General features: G+C 68.7%; 20 protein-coding genes. 12 read left to right on the top strand and 8 right to left on the bottom strand.

What is annotated here, in order from left to right:
* Positions 1–306 precede the first annotated feature (306 nt).
* Positions 307–924 carry a 2-polyprenyl-3-methyl-6-methoxy-1,4-benzoquinone monooxygenase gene (gene coq7, locus I5803_RS15140; protein WP_196987162.1) on the top strand — a complete coding sequence of 206 codons (618 nt, stop codon included), beginning with the start codon at positions 307–309 and terminating at the stop codon, positions 922–924.
* Positions 925–931: 7 nt separating this feature from the next.
* On the opposite strand, the gene I5803_RS15135 is transcribed toward coq7, so the two are convergent.
* Positions 932–1,378, bottom strand: a complete 447-nt coding sequence (locus tag I5803_RS15135) for an OsmC family protein (protein WP_196987161.1) — start codon at positions 1,376–1,378, stop codon at positions 932–934.
* A gap of 249 nt (positions 1,379–1,627) precedes the next feature.
* On the opposite strand from I5803_RS15135, the gene ilvA reads away from it, so the two are divergent.
* Positions 1,628–3,172 carry a threonine ammonia-lyase, biosynthetic gene (gene ilvA / locus I5803_RS15130; RefSeq protein WP_196987160.1) on the top strand — a complete coding sequence of 515 codons (1,545 nt, stop codon included), beginning with the start codon at positions 1,628–1,630 and terminating at the stop codon, positions 3,170–3,172.
* 39 nt (positions 3,173–3,211) lie between these two features.
* On the opposite strand, the gene I5803_RS15125 is transcribed toward ilvA, so the two are convergent.
* Positions 3,212–3,658, bottom strand: a complete 447-nt coding sequence (locus I5803_RS15125; RefSeq protein ID WP_196987159.1) for a type II secretion system protein N — start codon at positions 3,656–3,658, stop codon at positions 3,212–3,214.
* Positions 3,659–3,699: 41 nt separating this feature from the next.
* On the opposite strand from I5803_RS15125, the gene gspG reads away from it, so the two are divergent.
* From gspG to I5803_RS15075, 10 genes are read left to right on the top strand one after another with little or no spacing between them, the layout of a single operon-like run.
* Complete coding sequence (gene gspG, locus I5803_RS15120) at positions 3,700–4,140, top strand: type II secretion system major pseudopilin GspG (protein ID WP_196987158.1); 441 nt, start codon at positions 3,700–3,702, stop codon at positions 4,138–4,140.
* Entirely contained in the window at positions 4,115–4,576 is a 462-nt protein-coding gene (locus tag I5803_RS15115; protein WP_196987157.1) for a pilus assembly FimT family protein, read from the top strand. Before gspG ends, I5803_RS15115 begins: the two co-directional genes overlap by 26 nt.
* Positions 4,577–4,593: 17 nt before the next feature.
* Positions 4,594–4,941 (top strand): type II secretion system minor pseudopilin GspI, encoded by a 348-nt coding sequence (gene gspI, locus I5803_RS15110; RefSeq protein WP_196987156.1) that lies wholly within the window; start codon positions 4,594–4,596, stop codon positions 4,939–4,941.
* A complete protein-coding gene (locus tag I5803_RS15105) occupies positions 4,941–5,630 on the top strand; it encodes a PulJ/GspJ family protein (RefSeq protein WP_196987155.1) in 690 nt (229 codons plus the stop codon). Before gspI ends, I5803_RS15105 begins: the two co-directional genes overlap by 1 nt.
* On the top strand, positions 5,627–6,607 hold the full coding sequence (gspK, locus tag I5803_RS15100) for a type II secretion system minor pseudopilin GspK (RefSeq protein ID WP_196987154.1): 981 nt from the start codon (positions 5,627–5,629) through the stop codon (positions 6,605–6,607). The genes I5803_RS15105 and gspK overlap by 4 nt, the downstream gene beginning before the upstream one ends.
* Positions 6,608–6,644: 37 nt before the next feature.
* Positions 6,645–7,853 (top strand): type II secretion system protein GspL, encoded by a 1,209-nt coding sequence (gene gspL / locus I5803_RS15095; RefSeq protein ID WP_196987153.1) that lies wholly within the window; start codon positions 6,645–6,647, stop codon positions 7,851–7,853.
* Positions 7,850–8,335: a type II secretion system protein M gene (locus I5803_RS15090; RefSeq protein WP_196987152.1), complete on the top strand. Its 486-nt coding sequence runs from the start codon at positions 7,850–7,852 to the stop codon at positions 8,333–8,335. Before gspL ends, I5803_RS15090 begins: the two co-directional genes overlap by 4 nt.
* A 16-nt stretch (positions 8,336–8,351) precedes the next feature.
* Positions 8,352–9,149, top strand: a complete 798-nt coding sequence (gene gspN / locus I5803_RS15085; RefSeq protein WP_196987151.1) for a type II secretion system protein N — start codon at positions 8,352–8,354, stop codon at positions 9,147–9,149.
* A 1-nt stretch (position 9,150) separates the two neighbouring features.
* Complete coding sequence (gene gspD / locus I5803_RS15080) at positions 9,151–11,298, top strand: type II secretion system secretin GspD (protein WP_196987150.1); 2,148 nt, start codon at positions 9,151–9,153, stop codon at positions 11,296–11,298.
* 11 nt (positions 11,299–11,309) lie between these two features.
* The gene (locus tag I5803_RS15075; protein WP_196987149.1) at positions 11,310–12,698 is read left to right on the top strand and encodes a GspE/PulE family protein; all 1,389 of its coding nucleotides are present in this window, start codon (positions 11,310–11,312) and stop codon (positions 12,696–12,698) included.
* 15 nt (positions 12,699–12,713) lie between these two features.
* On the opposite strand, the gene I5803_RS15070 is transcribed toward I5803_RS15075, so the two are convergent.
* Genes I5803_RS15070 through I5803_RS15045 form a run of 6 tightly spaced genes read right to left on the bottom strand, consistent with a single transcriptional unit; the run spans position 12,714 to position 18,043 of the window.
* The gene (locus tag I5803_RS15070) at positions 12,714–13,355 is read right to left on the bottom strand and encodes a LysE family translocator (protein ID WP_196987148.1); all 642 of its coding nucleotides are present in this window, start codon (positions 13,353–13,355) and stop codon (positions 12,714–12,716) included.
* A gap of 47 nt (positions 13,356–13,402) precedes the next feature.
* Positions 13,403–14,605 carry a branched-chain amino acid ABC transporter permease gene (locus I5803_RS15065; RefSeq protein WP_196987147.1) on the bottom strand — a complete coding sequence of 401 codons (1,203 nt, stop codon included), beginning with the start codon at positions 14,603–14,605 and terminating at the stop codon, positions 13,403–13,405.
* A complete protein-coding gene (locus I5803_RS15060; protein ID WP_354001671.1) occupies positions 14,602–15,534 on the bottom strand; it encodes a branched-chain amino acid ABC transporter permease in 933 nt (310 codons plus the stop codon). Before I5803_RS15060 ends, I5803_RS15065 begins: the two co-directional genes overlap by 4 nt.
* A 27-nt stretch (positions 15,535–15,561) precedes the next feature.
* Positions 15,562–16,800, bottom strand: a complete 1,239-nt coding sequence (locus I5803_RS15055) for a branched-chain amino acid ABC transporter substrate-binding protein (protein WP_196987146.1) — start codon at positions 16,798–16,800, stop codon at positions 15,562–15,564.
* A complete protein-coding gene (locus I5803_RS15050; RefSeq protein ID WP_196987145.1) occupies positions 16,797–17,678 on the bottom strand; it encodes an alpha/beta fold hydrolase in 882 nt (293 codons plus the stop codon). The genes I5803_RS15055 and I5803_RS15050 overlap by 4 nt, the downstream gene beginning before the upstream one ends.
* On the bottom strand, positions 17,672–18,043 hold the full coding sequence (locus tag I5803_RS15045) for a hypothetical protein (RefSeq protein WP_196987144.1): 372 nt from the start codon (positions 18,041–18,043) through the stop codon (positions 17,672–17,674). Before I5803_RS15045 ends, I5803_RS15050 begins: the two co-directional genes overlap by 7 nt.
* Between the last annotated feature and the right edge of the window lie 42 nt (positions 18,044–18,085).

Raw genomic sequence — 18,085 nt, 5'->3', positions numbered from 1 at the left:
CTCCAAGGTTAAACATAGGGCTCCGGTGCGAAGGGCTCACGAATTGCAAGGCAATGTGGTCCCGCCGGATCCCCGGGCCAACCTCCTTTTGGGAAGGTTGTGCTTATTGCACCAGAGGGGCTTGGCTTTCGCAAAGTATTTAGTCCGGGCCGGGGCGTTTCGTTGCACGAGGACAACACAAAACCATGGCTCAGTGGAAGGGGCGCAACACCCTCGTTCCCGGTTTCGGATGGCGAAAACCGACGTGCATCCTCCGGCCATGCGGCCCCGCGCCCCGCCAGGCAGGCGCCGACTTAAACTGGGGCGATGGACCGACTCCTTGGCGCTGCCGATGCCGCCCTCAGAACACTCTTTTCGAAGCCCCGCGCCGCCCGTGCCAGGCCCCTGGCAGGCGGCGATTCGCCGCCGCTCAGCCCGGGTGAGCGGCGCGAGGCGGCGGCGCTCATGCGGGTGAACCATGTGGGCGAGGTGTGCGCCCAGGCCCTCTACACGGCGCAGGCGCTCTCCACCTCGGACCCGGGCCTGCGCGATCACTTCCAGCGGGCGGCGGAAGAAGAAACCGACCACCTCGCCTGGACCGCCGAGCGGCTGGCCGAACTGGGGGACCGGCCCTCGCTCCTGAACCCCCTGTGGTACGCGGGTGCCTTCGGGCTGGGCCTCGTCGCGGGCCGCCTGGGAGACCGCGTCAGCCTGGGTTTCGTCGTCGAGACGGAGCGCCAGGTGGAGGCGCACCTCCAGAGCCACCTGGACCGCCTGCCGGCGGCGGACGCATCGTCACGGGCGATCGTGTCCCATATGAAGGAGGACGAAGCGGCGCATGCGGCCCAGGCGCTGGTGCAGGGCGGTGTCGAACTGCCGGGGCCGGCCAAGGCGCTGATGCGCGCCGCCGCCCGCGTGATGACGACGACGGCCCATTACATCTGAGGCCCGTTCAGGCCGCCACGACCTCGAAGCTGGTCGTGATTTCCGCCGTCTTGGCCAGCATCACGCTTGCCGAGCAGTATTTGTCGTGGCTCATGGCGATCGCCCGCTCCACCGCCTCGGGCGGCACCTTGCCCGCCACCGTGAAGTGCATGTGGATCTTGGTGAACACCTTCGGGTCGGCCGGCGCACGCTCCGAGGTGAGCTTCACCGAGCAGCCCTGCACGTCGTGGCGGCCGCGCTTGAGAATGAGCACCACGTCATAGGCGGTGCAGCCCCCGGTGCCCGCGAGCACGGTTTCCATGGGCCGCGGCGCGAGGTTCTGCCCGCCGTTTTCCGGTTTGGCCGCATCGGGCGCGCCGTCCATCACGAGGACATGCCCGCTGCCCGTCTCCGCGAGAAACCCCATTCCCGATCTTGCGCCCGTCGCGCCCGTCCAGCTCACCGTGCATTCCATCGTGCCGTCCTATCAAGGTGGTTTACCGCCATCAAATTCCCCTAATACAGCGCAATCCGTCTCACCTTGAGACGGTTCGGCGTGCTGCAACGCAGCAAATACGGGTCTATACTGGCTTCGCAGCATAGCGAAACCGTTATGCCCCTCTTGTCTCCTCCACCTCCTCCTTTGGTGGATTCAGCCCCCGAGCCGCAAGGCCCGGGGGCTTTTTTCTGGTCGCCCGGGAGCGCCGCTTATCATCGCCCGGACATGAAAACGCACCTCAAACCCGCCGATTACCTCAAGAAAATCCTCAATGCGCGGGTCTACGACGTGGCGGTGGAATCGGCGCTGGAGCCCGCCAAAAACCTGAGCCGCAGGCTGCACAACAAGGTGCTCCTGAAGCGGGAGGACCAGCAGGCTGTCTTCAGCTTCAAACTGCGCGGGGCCTACAACAAGATGGCCCACCTCACGGCCGAGCAGTTGCGGCGCGGCGTCATTTGCGCTTCCGCCGGCAACCATGCGCAGGGCGTTGCCATGTCGGCGCACAAGCTGGGCGCCCGTGCGGTCATCGTCATGCCCGTCACCACGCCCCAGCTCAAGGTCGACGGCGTGAGGTCCCTGGGCGGCGAAGTCGTGCTGCATGGCGAAAGCTATTCCGACGCCTACGAACACGCAGTCAAGCTGGAGAAGAAGGAAGGCCTGACTTTCGTGCACCCGTTCGACGACCCCGAAGTGATCGCGGGCCAGGGCACCATCGCGATGGAAATCCTGCGCCAGCACCAGGGGCCGCTCGACGCCGTCTTCGTCGCGATCGGCGGCGGCGGCCTGATCTCGGGCGTGGCCAACTACATCAAGGCGGTGCGTCCCGAGATCAAGGTGATCGGCGTGCAGATGAACGATTCGGACGCGATGATGCGATCCGTCGCCTCGAAGAAGCGCGTGACGCTTTCCGACGTGGGCCTGTTTTCCGACGGCACCGCGGTGAAGCTGGTGGGCGAGGAAACGTTCCGTGTCGCGCGCGAGCTGGTCGACGAATTCATGACGGTGGACACCGATGCCGTGTGCGCCGCGATCAAGGATGTCTTCGTCGACACGCGCAGCATCGTCGAGCCCGCGGGCGCGCTGGCGGTGGCCGCGATCAAGCAGTACGTCGCCACGCGCAAGACGCGCGGGGAAACGTATGCGGCTATCCTGTGCGGCGCGAACATGAATTTCGATCGGCTTCGTTTCGTGGCCGAGCGCGCCGAAGTCGGCGAGGAACGCGAAGCCCTGTTCGCCGTGACCATCCCCGAGGAGCGCGGCAGCTTCCGCCGCTTCTGCGAGGTCATCGGCGCGCTGCCCGGCGGCCCGCGCAACGTGACGGAGTTCAACTACCGCATGAGCGACTCCGCGCAGGCACACGTGTTCGTGGGCCTCACGACGCACGGAAAGGGCGAATCCACGAAGATCGCCGCGAATTTCGGGCGGCACGGATTCGAGACGCTCGACCTCACGCACGACGAACTCGCGAAGGAACATATCCGCCACATGGTGGGCGGCCGCACGGCGCTCGCGCAGGATGAGCGGCTGTTGCGCTTCGTGTTTCCGGAGCGGCCGGGCGCGCTGATGAAGTTCCTGTCGCACCTGCGCCCGGGATGGAACATCTCGCTCTTCCATTACCGCAACCAGGGCGCCGACTATGGCCGCATCCTGGTGGGCCTGCAGGTGCCGAAAGCGGACACCAAGGCATTCAAGGAGTTCCTGGACACGCTGGGCTACCCGTGCGTTGAAGAAACTGGTAACCCGGTGTATCGGCTGTTTCTGCAAGCCTGACGCGAAGTGCCGGCGGCCGATTCCTGATGATTCGCTGATTTACTTGCGGGGCGGAAGTTCGAGCGTGAGAACGGCGGGACCGTTCGCGTTCGAGGCCAGCGTGGCGCGGCGGCTATCCACCGACTGCAACACCAGCTCCTGGTCGACCGCCGTGCCTACGCGAAACGGCTTCGCGGGACGTCCATCGACGGCGATCAGCGCGGCGCCGTTGTGCGAGCTATTGGCGACCACACCCAGGAGCACGAACCGGCTCGCCAGGCTGGCGACGGGCGAAGCGGCAGCGGCCGTCGGTGTCCAGCCCATCAGCCGCGCGACGGCGACGGGATCCGATGGCGCGGCCATGCGCACCGGCGGGGGCGCCACTGCCGAGTTCGCGCCGGTACTGCGCAGCTTGAGTCCCCAGTACACGGCGCTCGCCGCGACCAGCCCCCAGAGGACGAATGTCGCGGCGGCCACTGTCCACCTGCTGCTCGTATTGCTCACCATGCGGCGATTATCATGGAAGCGATTGCACTTTCGGACTATCGATGACTCCCATTTCCCGCACGCCGCGACGCATCCTGCGTTCCGGCTTCACCCTGATCGAGCTGATGGTGGTGCTCGTGATCATCGGCGTGCTCGCCGCGCTGATCGTGCCCAACGTGCTGGACCGCGCGGACGACGCGCGCGTCACGGCGGCACGCACCGACGTGAACAACCTGATGCAGGCGCTCAAGCTGTACAAGCTCGACAACCAGCGCTACCCCACGACGGAGCAGGGCCTGCAGGCGCTGCTCGTGCGCCCAACCACCGCGCCGGTCCCGCCCAACTGGAAGCCCTACCTCGAGAAGCTTCCGGAAGATCCGTGGCACCACCCCTACCAGTACCTCAACCCGGGCGTCAAAGGCGAGATCGACGTGATGTCCTTCGGCGCCGACGGCCAGCCCGGAGGGGAGGGAAAGAATGCAGACGTCGGTTCATGGCAATGAAGTGGCCCCGACGCGAGTTGCCGGCTTCACGCTCTTCGAACTGCTGATCGTCGTTGCGATCATCGCGATCGCCTCGGCAGGCGTGAGCTTCGCGATACGCGACTCCCAATCCACGCAGCTCGAACGGGAAGCGCAGCGCCTCGCGGCGCTCTTCGAAGCGGCGCGTGCGCAATCGCGAAGCAGCGGCATCCCCGTGCGCTGGTACACCGTCGACGGCGGCTTCAAGTTCGACGGCGTGCCGCCCGACACGCTGCCCGACAAGTGGCTGGCGGAAGGCACGCAGGTCGCGGGCGCCTCGGCCGTGCAGCTCGGCCCCGACCCGATCATCGGCAAGCAGGCGGTGGTGCTGGTTGCGGCGGGCCTGCCCGGGCGCAGCCTGCGCATCGCCACCGATGGCCTGCGCCCCTTCGCCGTCACATCCGGGGACGCGCCGTGAGGGGCGTCCCACACGCCATGCGCGGGTTCACGCTGATCGAAGTGCTGGTCGCGCTCGGCATCGTGGCCATCGCGCTGGCGGCGGGGTTGCGGGCGACGAGCGCGCTCACGCTGAACGCGGACCGGCAGTCGTCGGTGCTGCTCGCGCACATCTGCGCGGAAAACGAACTCGTGAAGATCCGCCTCGCGCGGCAGATGCCCGGCATCGGCGACACCAGCGTCGCCTGCGAGCAGGCCAGCCGCAGTTTCGAGGTTCGCATGTCGGTGCTGCCCACCCCCAACCCGAGCTTCCACCGCGTCGACGCGCAAGTGTTCGACGCGGGCGCGCCCGTGCTTCGCCTGTCCACCGTCGTGGGGCGCTACTGATGCGGCGCCGCGGCACCTCCGGCTTTACGCTGATCGAACTGCTGGTCGCGCTGTTCGTGATGGCGCTGCTCGCCATCCTGAGCTGGCGCGGCCTCGACGGCATGACCCGCGCACAGGCGCAGACGGAAGCGCGCGCCGACGGCGTGCTGGCGCTGCAGGTCGGGCTCGCCCAATGGGATGCGGACCTGGACGCCCTGCAGCAGGTACCGCAAGCCTCGGCGATCGAATGGAACGGCCGCGTGTTGCGCATGACACGCCGGAGCACGGCCTCCGCGACGGATGGCGTGCTCGTGGTTGCCTGGACACGGCGTGCGGTGAACGGCGTCGGCACCTGGCTGCGCTGGCAGTCGGCGCCCGTCGTGACGCGCGGCGACCTTCAGGCGGCCTGGGCGGCGGCGGATGCCTGGTCGCAAAGTCCCGGCGAGGAGTCGATGCAGCGCGAGGTCGCCATCGTGCCCCTCGACGAGTGGCAGATCTATTTCTTCCGCGAGAACGCGTGGACCAATCCGTTGTCGAGCGACGTGAAAACCGCGGCCGCGCCCGCAGTCCCCGGCGCGCCGGCCGTGCAGGCGGCGGCAGTCATCCCCGACGGCGTGCGGCTGGTCCTGACGCTTCCCGGCGGCCAGCCCATCACGGGAACGCTGTCCACCGACTGGGTGCGCCCCACGGTCGGAGGCAGCAAGGGATGATCCGCCGCGCATCGCCGCCGCGCCATCGCGGCGCCGCCCTTCTCATCGCGATGCTCACGGTCGCGCTGGTCGCGACGTTCGCGGCCGCCTCGCTCTGGCAGCAGTGGCGCAGCATCGAGGTGGAGGGCGCAGAACGCGCGCGCGTGCAGTCGGCCTGGGTGCTCACCGGGGCGCTCGACTGGGCGCGCCTGCTGCTGCGCGAGGACGCGCGCGCGGGCGGCCCCGACCACCTCGGCGAACCCTGGGCGGTGCCCCTCCAGGAAGCGCGCCTGTCGAGCTTCCTCGCCGCCGACCAGAACAACACGGCCGACATGGGCCCCGAAGTGCTGGAAGCGTTCCTGTCCGGGCAGATCATCGACCTGCAGTCGCTGCTGAATGTCACCAACCTCGCGGACAAGACACGTGCTTCGGAGCCCGACGTCCGCGCCTTCCGCCGCCTGTTCGACCTGCTCGGCCTGCCGCCGGAACAGCTCGACCGCCTCGTGGAAAACATGCGCCTCGCGCTCGAGCCGGGCGCGCCCAACCCCGGCTCGCCGCTCCCGCCGCAACGGGTGGAAGAGCTGGTGTGGCTCGGGCTCCCCGCCGCGACGATCGCCGCGCTGCAGCCCTACATCACCGTGCTGCCCGTCCACACCGGCGTGAACCTCAACACCGCCCCGCCCGAAGTGATTTTTGCGGCGCTGGACGGCATCAGCATGGCGGATGCGCAAAGGCTGGTCGCGGAGCGCGAACGCACGCCCTTCAAGACGCCGGAGGATGCCAAGCGCCTCATCACTTCGCCGGAGGCCGCCCTCACGGACAGCCAGGTCGTGGCGGCCAGCAATTACTTCGAAGTCCGCTCGCGGCTGCGCCTGGACAAGCTCGTGGTGGAAGAGCGGGCGGTGCTTTTCCGTGGCGGGCTGGACGTGAGCGTGGTCCAGCGCGAACGCGGCATTCCCGACGCCCGTGCGCTGACGCAAGCGGCTGCGAAGCGCTAGCCGCCGCGCGGTTCGACCTTTCTACAATGCCCCATCCATGAGTTCACTCGTCGTTCTCCTCCCCACGCAACCGGCGTCGCCGCAGGTCGAGCTCGACTATGCGACCACGATCGACGGCACCGTCCCCGACACGCACGGCACGGCCGCCGCGGTGCTGCTGCCGGCGGCCACGCGCGCGGGGACGGAGGTGGTCGCGGTGATTCCCGCCGCGATGATTTCCTGGCATCGGGTGGAGCTGCCCAAGGGCACGAGCGCCGGCTCGCCCCGACTTCGCGCCGTCCTCGAGGGCCTGCTCGAGGACCAGTTGCTCGACGAACCGGAGTCGCTGCATTTCGCCTTGCAACCGCAGGCGCGCGCGGGCGGCCGCCTGTGGGTGGCAGCCTGCGACCGCGAGTGGCTGCGCAGCGCCGTGCAGCTTCTCGAAAATGCGGGGCGTGCCGTGACGCGCATCGTCCCCGAGTTCGCGCCCGAAGGCGAGACCGTGCTGTACGCCCTGGGCGACCCGGACGACCCGCAGCTGGTGTCCGCCGGCGAGGAAGGCGTGACGCTCGTGCCGCTCTCGTCCGTCGCCCTGCCGTTGCTGCCGGAGCCCGCGCAAGGTGCGCCGCTGATCGCCGAACCGGCGGTCGCCGCGCTCGCCGAACAGGTCCTGCAACGCCCGCCCGGCCTGCGCCAACCCGCGCAGCGCTGGCTGCGCGCCGCGCGGACCGACTGGGACTTCGCGCAGTTCGAGTTTTCCAGCTCGGGGCGGGCCCGTGCGTTGAAGCGATTCGGCACCGTGTGGGCCGACATGCTCGCGGCCCCGCAGTGGCGGCCGGCGCGATGGGGTGCGGTGCTGCTGGTCGCGCTCAACCTGATCGGCCTCAACGCCTGGGCCTGGCGCGAGCGATCGGCCCTCGACGACAAGCGGGAGAACGTGCGCAAGACACTCACGCAGACATTCCCGCAGGTGAAGGTCGTGGTCGATGCGCCCGTCCAGATGGAAAAGGAAGTGGCCGCGCTGCGGCAATCGACGGGCGCCACGTCCAGCCGGGACCTCGAGGCCATGATGGCCGCCCTGGCCGTCGCGGCGCCGCCCCAGCGCGCAGCGGCCGCGATCGACTACACCCCGGGCGAGTTGCGCGTGCGGGGCCTCGCCCTGTCGCCCGACGAAGCCAGGAACCTCGCGGGGGGCATGCGCAGCCAGGGCTACTCGGCCGTGCAGCAAGGCGATGCGCTGGTCGTGACGCAGGAGGTCGCGCCATGAGCGAAGCCACGCAAATGCTCAAGGCCCGCTGGGCGGGATTGCGGCCGCGCGAACAGGCGCTCGTCGCAGGCGCGGTCGTGCTGGTGGGCCTGGCGATCGTCTGGATGCTCGCCCTCGCCCCCGCGATCAAGACCTTGCGGACCTCCGAAGTGCAGCGGCGCACGCTGGACGCGCAGCTGCAGCGCATGCAGGGGCTGCAAGCCCAGGCGCAGGCGCTGCAGTCGCAACCGAAGCAGGGCTTCGAGGAGGCCATGCGCCTGCTGGAAGCCTCGGTGCGCGAGCGCCTGGGCACGACGGCGCGCATGGTGGCCACGGGCGACCGCGTGACGCTCACGCTGGCCGGCGCCGCGCCGGATGCGCTCGCCCAGTGGCTCACGCAGGCGCGCGTGAACGCGAGGGCGCTACCGGGCGAGGCCCACCTCACCCGCAACGCATCTGGCAAATGGGACGGCACGCTCGTGCTGACCCTGCCGGCGCGCTGAAGGCACGCAAGAGCCCGTGGCCCGCCGACCGACGCTTTCCGCACCGCCGCGCGGCCCGTGGGCGTGGGCAGCCCTCGGCATCGCCGCAGGCCTCCTGCTCGCGCTGCTCGTGTTCGCGCCGGCGAGCTGGCTGGCAGGGCCGGTGGCGCGCGCATCCAATGGCCATCTCGTGCTGTCCGACCCGCGCGGCACCGTCTGGAACGGGTCCGCGCAGCTGATGCTGTCGGGCGGCGCGGGCAGCAGTGACGCGGTGTCGCTCCCGACGCGCGTGGACTGGCGCCTCGGCGTGCGCTGGAACGGCCTGGCCGCCCAGGTGCAGTCCGCCTGCTGCACCGCCGGGCCCGTCACCCTGCGGCTGCGGCCGCGCTGGGGAGGCGCGCACCTGGACGTCGGCCACCTGCAGGCGAGCGTTCCTGCGTCCCTGCTCGCAGGGTTGGGCACGCCCTGGAACACGTTGCAGATGGACGGCGATTTGCGCCTGTCCAGCGAGGACCTTTCAGTAGAATGGACGCAAGGCCGTCTGGCCATCGCCGGGCAGGCCGAGCTCACCGCGCAACGCATGTCGTCGCGCCTCTCAACCTTGAGGCCCATGGGCAGTTACCGCATTACCGTTCTCGGGGGCGCGACGCCCGCGCTCCAGCTCGCCACGCTCGAAGGGGCGCTGCGGCTCGAAGGCGCCGGCCAGTGGGTCGGTTCGCGCCTGCGCTTTTCCGGGACGGCGAGCGCGGCGCCCGAAAGCGAGGCCGCGCTGGCCAACCTCCTGAACATCATCGGGCGCCGTAGCGGCCCGCGTTCCATCATCACCATAGGCTAGGATGAAATCCTTCGCACCCTCGCTCCGGCACACCGCCCATCGCATCGCAGTCATCGGCATCGCCTGCGCGCTCGCCACCGGATGGCCCGCCGCCTCGATCGCGCAGCGCCGCGCCGAGCCCGTCACGCTCAACTTCGTCAACGCCGACATCGAGGCCGTGGCCCGCACCATGGCCGCGATCAGCGGGCGCAACATCGTGGTGGACCCGCGCGTGAAGGGCACCATCACGCTCAGCACCGACAAGCCGGTCTCGCCCTCCGCCGCGTACAACCAGTTCCTCGCGACGCTGCGCCTCTCGGGCTTCACCGCCGTCGAGTCGGGCGGCCTGCTGAAGGTGGTGCCGGAAGCCGACGCGAAGCTGCAGGGCGGCGCGGTGTCGACCGGCTCGCCGGCGGCCAGCAACCAGATCGTCACGCAGATCTTCCGGCTCAATTACGAATCGGCCGGCAATCTCGTGCCGATCCTTCGCCCGCTCATCAGCCCCAACAACACGATCAACGTGAACCCCGGCAACAACTCGCTGGTGATCACGGACTACGCCGACAACCTGCAGCGCATGGCGCGCATCATCGCGGCGCTGGACATCTCGAACGCCACCGATGTCGAGGTGATCCCGCTCAAGCATGCCCTCGCGCCGGATCTCGCACCCGTGGTACAGCGGCTCGTCGAGTCCACCGGCAGCACCGGCGCCGTCCAGGGCGCGCCGGGCATCCCGCAGAGCGACAACTCGTTTCGCACCACCGTCATCGCCGAGGCGCGCAGCAACACGCTGATCGTGCGCGCGGCGAATCCGGCTCGGCTGAACCTCGTGCGCTCGCTCGTGGAAAAGCTCGACCAGCCCTCGTCGCAGAACGCGACCGGCAACATCTACGTCGTCTACCTGAAGAATGCGGACGCGACCAAACTCGCGGTGACCCTGCGGGCGGCGCTTGCCGCGACGACGGGCTCGGGCGCGGGCGGCGGCGGCACTTCGGTCGTGAGCTCCCCCCTCACGTCCAACACGAGCTCGCCGAACGCGGCGGGATCGAACCCCGCCACCGCGCCGACGGCCGCCTCCGCGTCCCCGTCGACCGGCGGCCAGATCCAGGCGGACCCAGCCACCAATGCGCTCATCATCACCGCCGCCGAACCGCAGTACCGCCAGATCCGCGCGGTGATCGACCGCCTCGATTCGCGCCGCGCGCAGGTCTATGTCGAAAGCCTGATCGCGGAGGTGAACGCGGACAAGGCGGCCGAATTCGGCATCCAGTGGCAAAGCCCCATCGGCAACACGAATGCGAGTACCGTGGGCGTGGCCGGCACCAACTTCAGTATTGGCGGCACCAACATCGTGTCGCTCGCCGCATCGCCCGCGGGCACGGTCGCGCCGGCCACCGGCTTCAACTTCGGCGTGATCCGCAACATCAACGGCACCTACCTGCTCGGCTTCCTCGCGCGCTTCCTCAAGAGCAACGGCGACGGCAACATCCTGTCCACGCCCAACCTGCTCACCCTCGACAACGAGGAAGCCAAGATCGTCATCGGCCAGAACGTGCCCTTCGTCACCGGCCAGTACACCAACTCCAACAGCGGCACCAACGGCTCGGTCAACCCGTTCCAGACGGTCGAGCGCAAGGACGTCGGCATCACGCTGCGGGTGAAGCCGCAGATCAGCGAGAACGGCACGGTGAAGATGCAGATCTTCCAGGAAGTCTCCAGCGTGCAGGCCTCGTCGATCAATTCCGCAACGGGCCTCATCACCAACAAACGCTCGATCGAATCGAGCGTGCTGGTCGAGGATGGCGGCATCGTGGTGATCGGCGGCCTGCTGCAGGACGAGTATTCCGGCAACGACGAGAAGGTGCCCGTGCTCGGCGACGTGCCGATCTTCGGCAACCTGTTCAAGAGCGAGACCCGCTCGCGCAAGAAGACGAACCTGATGGTCTTCCTGCGCCCCGTGGTGATCCGCGATGCGGCGCAGAGCGACGCGCTGTCCCTGGACCGCTACGACATGATGCGCAACCTGCAAAGCGGCGCGCAGCCCACCCAGAGCACCGTCGTGCCGGTGAACGCCGCGCCGGTCATGCCCGAAGTGCTGAAAGCGGGACCCAAGGACCCCGCGATCCTGGTGCCCGCGCCGCTGGGCACGTCGAATCCGATCAAGCCCTAGGAGCGCGGACGATGCGCTACCCGCTGCCCTACGCGTTCGCCCGCGGCAACCAGCTGCTGCTGGAAGACGACGGCTCGCAACTGGTGCTGTGGCACCCCGCCGCCCCCGCGAGCGCGGCGCTGTCGGAAGTCGTGCGCAAGTACCGCGTGCGGGCGATGCAGCCGCTGGACGCATCCGCGCTCGCGCAGCGCATCAGCGCTGCGTACGCGCAAGGCGAGTCGAGCGCGGCCACGGTGGTGAGCGAAGTGCAGAACGACGCCGACCTCTCGCGCATGATGCAGGAGCTGCCCGCGGTCGAGGACCTGCTCGAAACCAGCGACGACGCGCCCATCATCCGCATGCTCAACGCGCTGCTCACGCAGGCTGCGCGCGACGGGGCGAGCGACATCCACATCGAGCCGTACGAACGCCATTCGAGCGTGCGCTTTCGCGTGGACGGCACCTTGCGCGAAGTGGTGCAGCCCAATCGCGCACTGCACGCCGCGCTCATTTCCCGGCTGAAGATCATGGCCGAGCTGGACATCGCGGAGAAGCGCCTGCCGCAGGACGGCCGCATTTCGCTGCGCATCGGCACGCGGGCGGTCGACGTGCGCGTCTCCACGCTGCCCAGCGCCCACGGCGAGCGCGCGGTGCTGCGCCTGCTGGACAAGAGCGAGAGCAAGCTGTCGCTCGAATCGGTGGGCATGACGGGCGACACGCTCCGCCGCTTCGTGGACCTGATCGCGCAGCCGCACGGCATCATCCTCGTCACGGGCCCCACGGGCTCGGGCAAGACGACGACGCTCTATGCGGGACTGACGCGGCTGGATGCGAGCAGCAGCAACATCATGACGGTGGAAGACCCGATCGAGTACGAGCTGCCCGGCATCGGCCAGACGCAGGTCAACGCGAAGATCGACCTCGACTTCGCCAAGGCCCTGCGCGCGATCCTGCGGCAGGACCCGGACGTGATCATGATCGGCGAAATCCGCGACTACGAAACCGCGCAGATCGCGATCCAGGCCTCGCTCACGGGCCACCTCGTGCTCGCGACGGTCCACACGAACGACGCCGCCAGCACCGTGACGCGGATGATCGACATGGGCGTCGAGCCTTTCCTCCTCAGCTCCTCGCTGCTGGGCGTGCTGGCGCAGCGCCTCGTGCGCAAGCTGTGCGTGCATTGCCACGGCCCGGGCTGCTCCGAATGCGGCATGACGGGCTACCAGGGACGCACCGGCGTGTTCGAACTGATGGTGGTCAACGACCGCATCCGCGAGCTGGTGCACAACCGCGGCTCCGAGGCGGACATCCGGGAGGCCGCGCTCGCGGGCGGCATGCGCCTGATGCGCGACGATGGGGAGCGCCTGGTGCGCGAAGGCATCACGTCGCGCGAAGAACTCGTGCGCGTCACGCGCGAGTAGCGCCGCCGGCGCGCGTCACATCATCCGCCGCCAGCCCTCCAGCGCCGTCCACGCGGCACCGCCGACCAGCATCGCGCCGGCCCCGCGCATCAACCAGGCCTGGAGCTGCGGCCGGCTGCCGAGCCCCGCCTGCGCGCTGCCCGCGGCGACGGCCACCAGGCCGTAGACCCAGATTTGCGTGGTCGCGATGATGAGGCTGAGCACCGCGGACTGCGACCACACTGCGCCGCGTTCGGGCTGCAGGAACTGCGGGAACACCGCGAACATGAAGAGGTAGGCCTTGGGATTGAGCAGGCTCGTGAGGATCGCCTGCCGGAACGTCGCCCAGGGCCGGCCCGCGCTGCGCGCAAGCGGCATCGGCTGCGCGGAAGACGCCGCGCGCATCAAGGAGATGCCGATCCACGCGATGTACGCCGCACCGACCAGCAGCACGGTGTTGAAGATGGCCGGCACCATGTGGATCAACAAGCCGATGCCGAGCGCCGACGCCGCGACATGGCAGAAGCCGCCCGCCACGATGCCCGCGACGGCGAACGCGCCGCCACGCCGTCCGCCGCCCAGCGCACTGGCCGCGACGAACGCCATGTCCACGCCTGGCAGGATGACGATGCCCAGAACCATGAGGAAGAAGAGCCAGAGCTGCGGTGAAGAATCCATGGGTCCGCAGCATAAACGCCGCCGCGCGCCGGGATGTCAGGAGCGGCTCAGCCGCGCGGCAACGACGCCCGCACGAGCCAGCCCGCGGCGATGGCCAGGAGCACCGCCCCGAGCCAGTGCGCGGGCGACGTGGTGTCCAGCGGCAGGCCGAACAGGCGCAGCACGGCGCCCGATTCCGCATCCAGCGTGCGGCGGTAAGTCATCTCGATCAGCGCGATCGCCGCGCCCGCGACCGCCACGCCGCCGGCCGCTGCGGGGATCAGCATCGGCCAACGCGCGCGCCACGAGGGGTCGCGCGCGAGCGTCCACCCTGATGAAATCAACCCGGCCAACCCGCCGGGCGCGAAGCGCACCACGAGCACGAAGAACAGGCCGAGGTACATCGGCCATGCCTTGGTGACGGTGGAGACCAGCACCGTCATCAGCGTGCCCAGCACCGCGCCGAGGATGGGCCCCGCGAACAGCCCTGCGCCGCCGATGAAGGTGAAGAGCAGCACCGCGCCGGATTGCGCGGAGCCGAGGCTCTCCACCGTGGCGGATTCGAAGTTGATCGCCGACAGCGCGCCGGCGACGCCGGAGAAGAGCCCCGAGAAGATCATCGCGGTGTAGCGGATGCGCGTCGCGTCGTAGCCGATGAAGGCCACGCGCTCGGCGTTGTCGCGCACGGCATTGACCATCCGGCCGAGCGGCGTGCGCGTGAACGCGTACATCGCCGCGGTGCACAGCACCACCCACGCGGCGATGAGGTAGTAGACGGACACCGCCGAGCCGAAGTTGATGCCGAACCACGGCGCGCCGTAGGTGCGCGTCCCGCTCAAGCCGGTTTCCCCGCCGAAGAATCCCGGCAGCACGCCGGTGGAGATGAACACCAGCTCGCCGATGCCGAAGGTGATCATCGCGAACCCGGTGCCCGTGCGGCGTGTCGCGACGTAGCCGAAGACGGCACCGGCCAGCGCGCCGGCGGCGGCGCCCGCCAGCGGCAGCAACGGCAAGGGCAGCCACACCGCTCCGCGCATGGCGAGCTGCATCGCATGCATCGCCGCGAAGCAACCCAGGCCGTAGTACACCGCGTGCCCGAAAGACAGCATGCCGCCCTGCCCCAGCAGCATGTTGTACGCGAGGCAAAAGACGATGGCGCTGCCCATCTGCGACAGCACCGTCACCGCCGCGCCGCCGCCGAAGACCAGCGGCGCGATCACCAGCAACACCACGTAGGCCGCCCAGACGGCGGCGAGCCGTTTGCCCGTCATGTGTCGCGCGTGCCGAAGAGACCGCGTGGGCGCAGCAGCAGCACCAGCACGAGCATCAGGTAGGGCAGCACCGGGGCGAGCTGCGCGATCGTCACGCCCAGCAGCGAGGTCGGCGACGGCGCAGCGACGCCGACGAGGCTCGCGAGCGAATAGTCCATGGACACCGCGAAGGTCTGCACGACGCCCAGCACCACGGACGCTAGCAGCGCACCGCCGAGCGACCCCAGCCCGCCGATCACCACCACCACGAAGATGATGCCGCCCACCATGTGCGCCATGGCGGGCTCGGTGGTGAAGGCCAGGCCGCCCAGCACACCGGCCATGCCCGCGAGCGCGCAACCGAAGCCGAAGACCAGCATGAAGACGCGCGGCACGTTATGGCCCAGGGCTTCCGCCATCTCCGGATGCGTCAGCGCGGCACGGATCACCAGGCCGACGCGCGTGTGCGTGATCGCGAGCCAGGTGACGCCCATCATCAGCAGCGCCACGAGCATCATGAAGGCGCGGAACGCCGGAAAGTTCGTCGTCCAGATGCGAAAGAGCGGACCCTGCAGCCCTTCCGGCATCGCATAAGGCACCGGCGCGCGGCCCCACACGAGCTGCACCGCCTCGGCCATGATGTACGCGAGCCCGTAGGTCAGGAGCAGTTCGGGGATGTGCCCGTACCTGTGCAGCGAGCGCAGCCCGAAACGCTCGACGCCCGCGCCCACGACGCCGACCAGCAAGGGCGCGAGCACCAGCGCGGGCCAGAAGCCGATCTTCGACGCGAGCGCATACGCGAAGTACGCGCCGAACATGTAGAAGCTCGCGTGGGCGAAGTTGAGCACGCCCATCATGCTGAAAGTCAGCGTGAGCCCCGACGAGAGCATGAAGAGCAGCAGCCCGTAGGCGAGCCCGTTCAGCAGCGAGATGACGGCGTATTCGACCACGGGCGCGGGAGCGGGGGCGGCGCCCTGTCAGGGACGCGGTGGCCGCTGCATCTGGCAGGACGTGGGCTGCGACGCGACGTAGGCGTCGATCTTCTGCTCCACCTTCCAGCCGTAGCCCATGTCGTTCTGGTCGAAGCGCACGTCCTTGCCGTTCACCTTGGCCCAGGTGGTGACGAAGAGCGGCGCCTGCAACTGGTGGTCGGTCGCGCGCATCTCCGCCTCGCCGCTCAGGATCCTGGGCTTCATGCCTTCGAGCGCATAGGCCACCTTGATCGGCTCGATCGAGTTCGCGCGCTTGATCGCTTCGGCGAGCATCACGATGGTGGTGTGGTTGCCGAGCAGGATCACGTCTTCGTTGTAGCGCTTCTTGAAGCTCGCCACGAAATCACCGCCGGGAAATCCCGTGTTGTTCGGGCTGAATCCGATGACGTTCTTCAGCACGCCGGCGCTCGCGGGCGTGATGGCGAGCGGCACGCCGAAGGTGTTGGCGAAGTAGGTGTAGAAGTTGACCTTAAGGTCGCCATCCGTCGCGGCCTTGAGGAGCAGGGTCAGGTCCGGACCCCAGTTGCTGGTGCTCACGGTGTCCGCGCCCGACGCCTTGATCTTCGCGATGTAGGGCGAGAAGTCCTTCACCTGGCCGAGCGCGATCAGGTCGTCGCCGACGATCTGCAGGTCGGGCCGCTTGCGCTTGAGCAGGTCCTTGGTCGAACGCGATACCGCCTGGCCGAACGCGTAGTTCTGGTTCAGCAGGTAGACCTTGCGAACGGCCTTGTTGCGCGCCATTTCGGTCGTCAATGCCTCGGTGAGCATGTCGGAGTTCGGCGAGAAGCGGAAGTGCCAGAAGTTGCACTTCGCGTTGGTGAGTTCCGGGTCGGCGTTGAGCGTGTCGAGATAGATGACTTCCTTGCCGGGGTTGCGCTCGTTGTGCTTGGCGACCGCATCGATGATCGCGGCGCCCACGCCGGAGCTGCCGCCCTGCGCGATGTAGCGAAAGCCCTGGTCGATGGCCGTGCGCAAGAGGATCAGCGACTCCTGCACGCTGCCCTTGTTGTCGAAGGCGGTGACTTCGATCGTGTGCTCGCCCGCGAGCTTCTGCGCGTTGGCGGTTTCCGCGGCGTGCTGCAGCGTCTTGAACCAGTTGCCGGCGACGGCCGCGAAGGGGCCCGACGCCGGGTCGATGACGGCGATGCGCACCTTGTCGGCCATCGCGGCGGAGGATGCGAGCAGGCCGAGGGCCAGGGCGGTGAGGCGAAGCGTGTGTTTCATGTTTGTCTCTCTTTGATGTGCGTGTGCAACTCGTCCAGCACCGGCAGCAGGCAGGGCCGCAGCGCGGCGTAGTTTTCGGACGGGGGAAAGTGGCCGATGTCCTTCATCACCTGGAACTTCGCGCCCGGCACCAGGCGCGCCACCTCCTCGCCATGCGCGGGCGTCGCGCCGTAGTCGTACTCGCCCGTGAGCAGGTAGAGCGGCGTTCGCTTCGTGTCGATGCGCGCGAGGTCTTCGTCGCGCAGGTGCCCCGACTCCTTGTAGTAGTAGGTGTCGCCCTGCATCACGCCGGGGCCGCCTTGCATGTAGTGCCACAGGGTTTCCCACCGCTCGGCCGGCGGGCTCTGCGGCGCCATGATGCCGCTCACGAGTGCGGCCACCGCGTCGCCGGCGTGCACGTCGTTGCGATCCATGTACGCGGTGTCGCGCTGGACCTGGCTCATCACCCCGACGATGGTGCGGCTCGATTGCAGGCCGATCGCGGCGCCGAATTCGTCGGGATGCTTCAGCAGCAGGTGCAGCACCGCGCGCCCGCCGATCGAGCAGCCCATCACCACCGGTTTGACGAGACCCATGCCGCGCACCACGGCCATGACGCTCGCGACGTACAGCTCGGGCGTGAGCAGGTATTGCTCGTCGTGGAAGCCCTCGGGCGGCGAGGACTTGCCGTGCCACGGCAAGTCGAAAGCGATCACGCGGAATCGGCGGGTGACTTCCGCATCGTTGAGCAGGTGGCGGTACTGCCGCCCGTCCGCACCCGCGGTGTGCAGGCAAACCAGCGGAATGCCCTCGCCCGCTTCCTCGACATACACGCGATGCTCGCGACCCTGGATGTCCAGGTGCCAGTAGCGGCCGACGACGGGTTCGGGCTTCACCATCTCGCATCTCCGCGGAACACGGCCGACACGATGGCCTTGACGAGGAACAGGTTGCGGTAGAAGCCGAGGCCCTGGCCGGTGAAGCGCGCGTGGCCCGCCTCGAGCAACGCGAGGATGTCGTTGTAGCCGGGCGCGGGCAGCGGCTTGCTGAACTCCCTCCACGCAGCCTCGGGTGCCTGCAGCACGAACTCGCTCGCGGGGATGTCGACGCCTGCAGGAACGACGGTGGCCGCCACGCGTTCATCCGAGACGTCCACGCGCAGCCGCTCGTCCGACGAGCGCAACTCGAAGCGCAACTGCACGAAGCGCATCCGGCGCAGCAGGCCCGGGTGCCGGGCCAGGATGGGTTGGAGGTCGGTGCGCATGATAGCGCTATCTTCGATTCGTGCCGGAAGGGTCGTCATCGG

The organism is Caenimonas aquaedulcis (genome assembly GCF_015831345.1).
GTDB classification, from domain to species: domain Bacteria; phylum Pseudomonadota; class Gammaproteobacteria; order Burkholderiales; family Burkholderiaceae_C; genus Ramlibacter; species Ramlibacter aquaedulcis.
The sequence above is the reverse complement of the archived record's forward strand: the minus strand, read 5'-3'. Positions and strand labels throughout refer to the sequence as shown.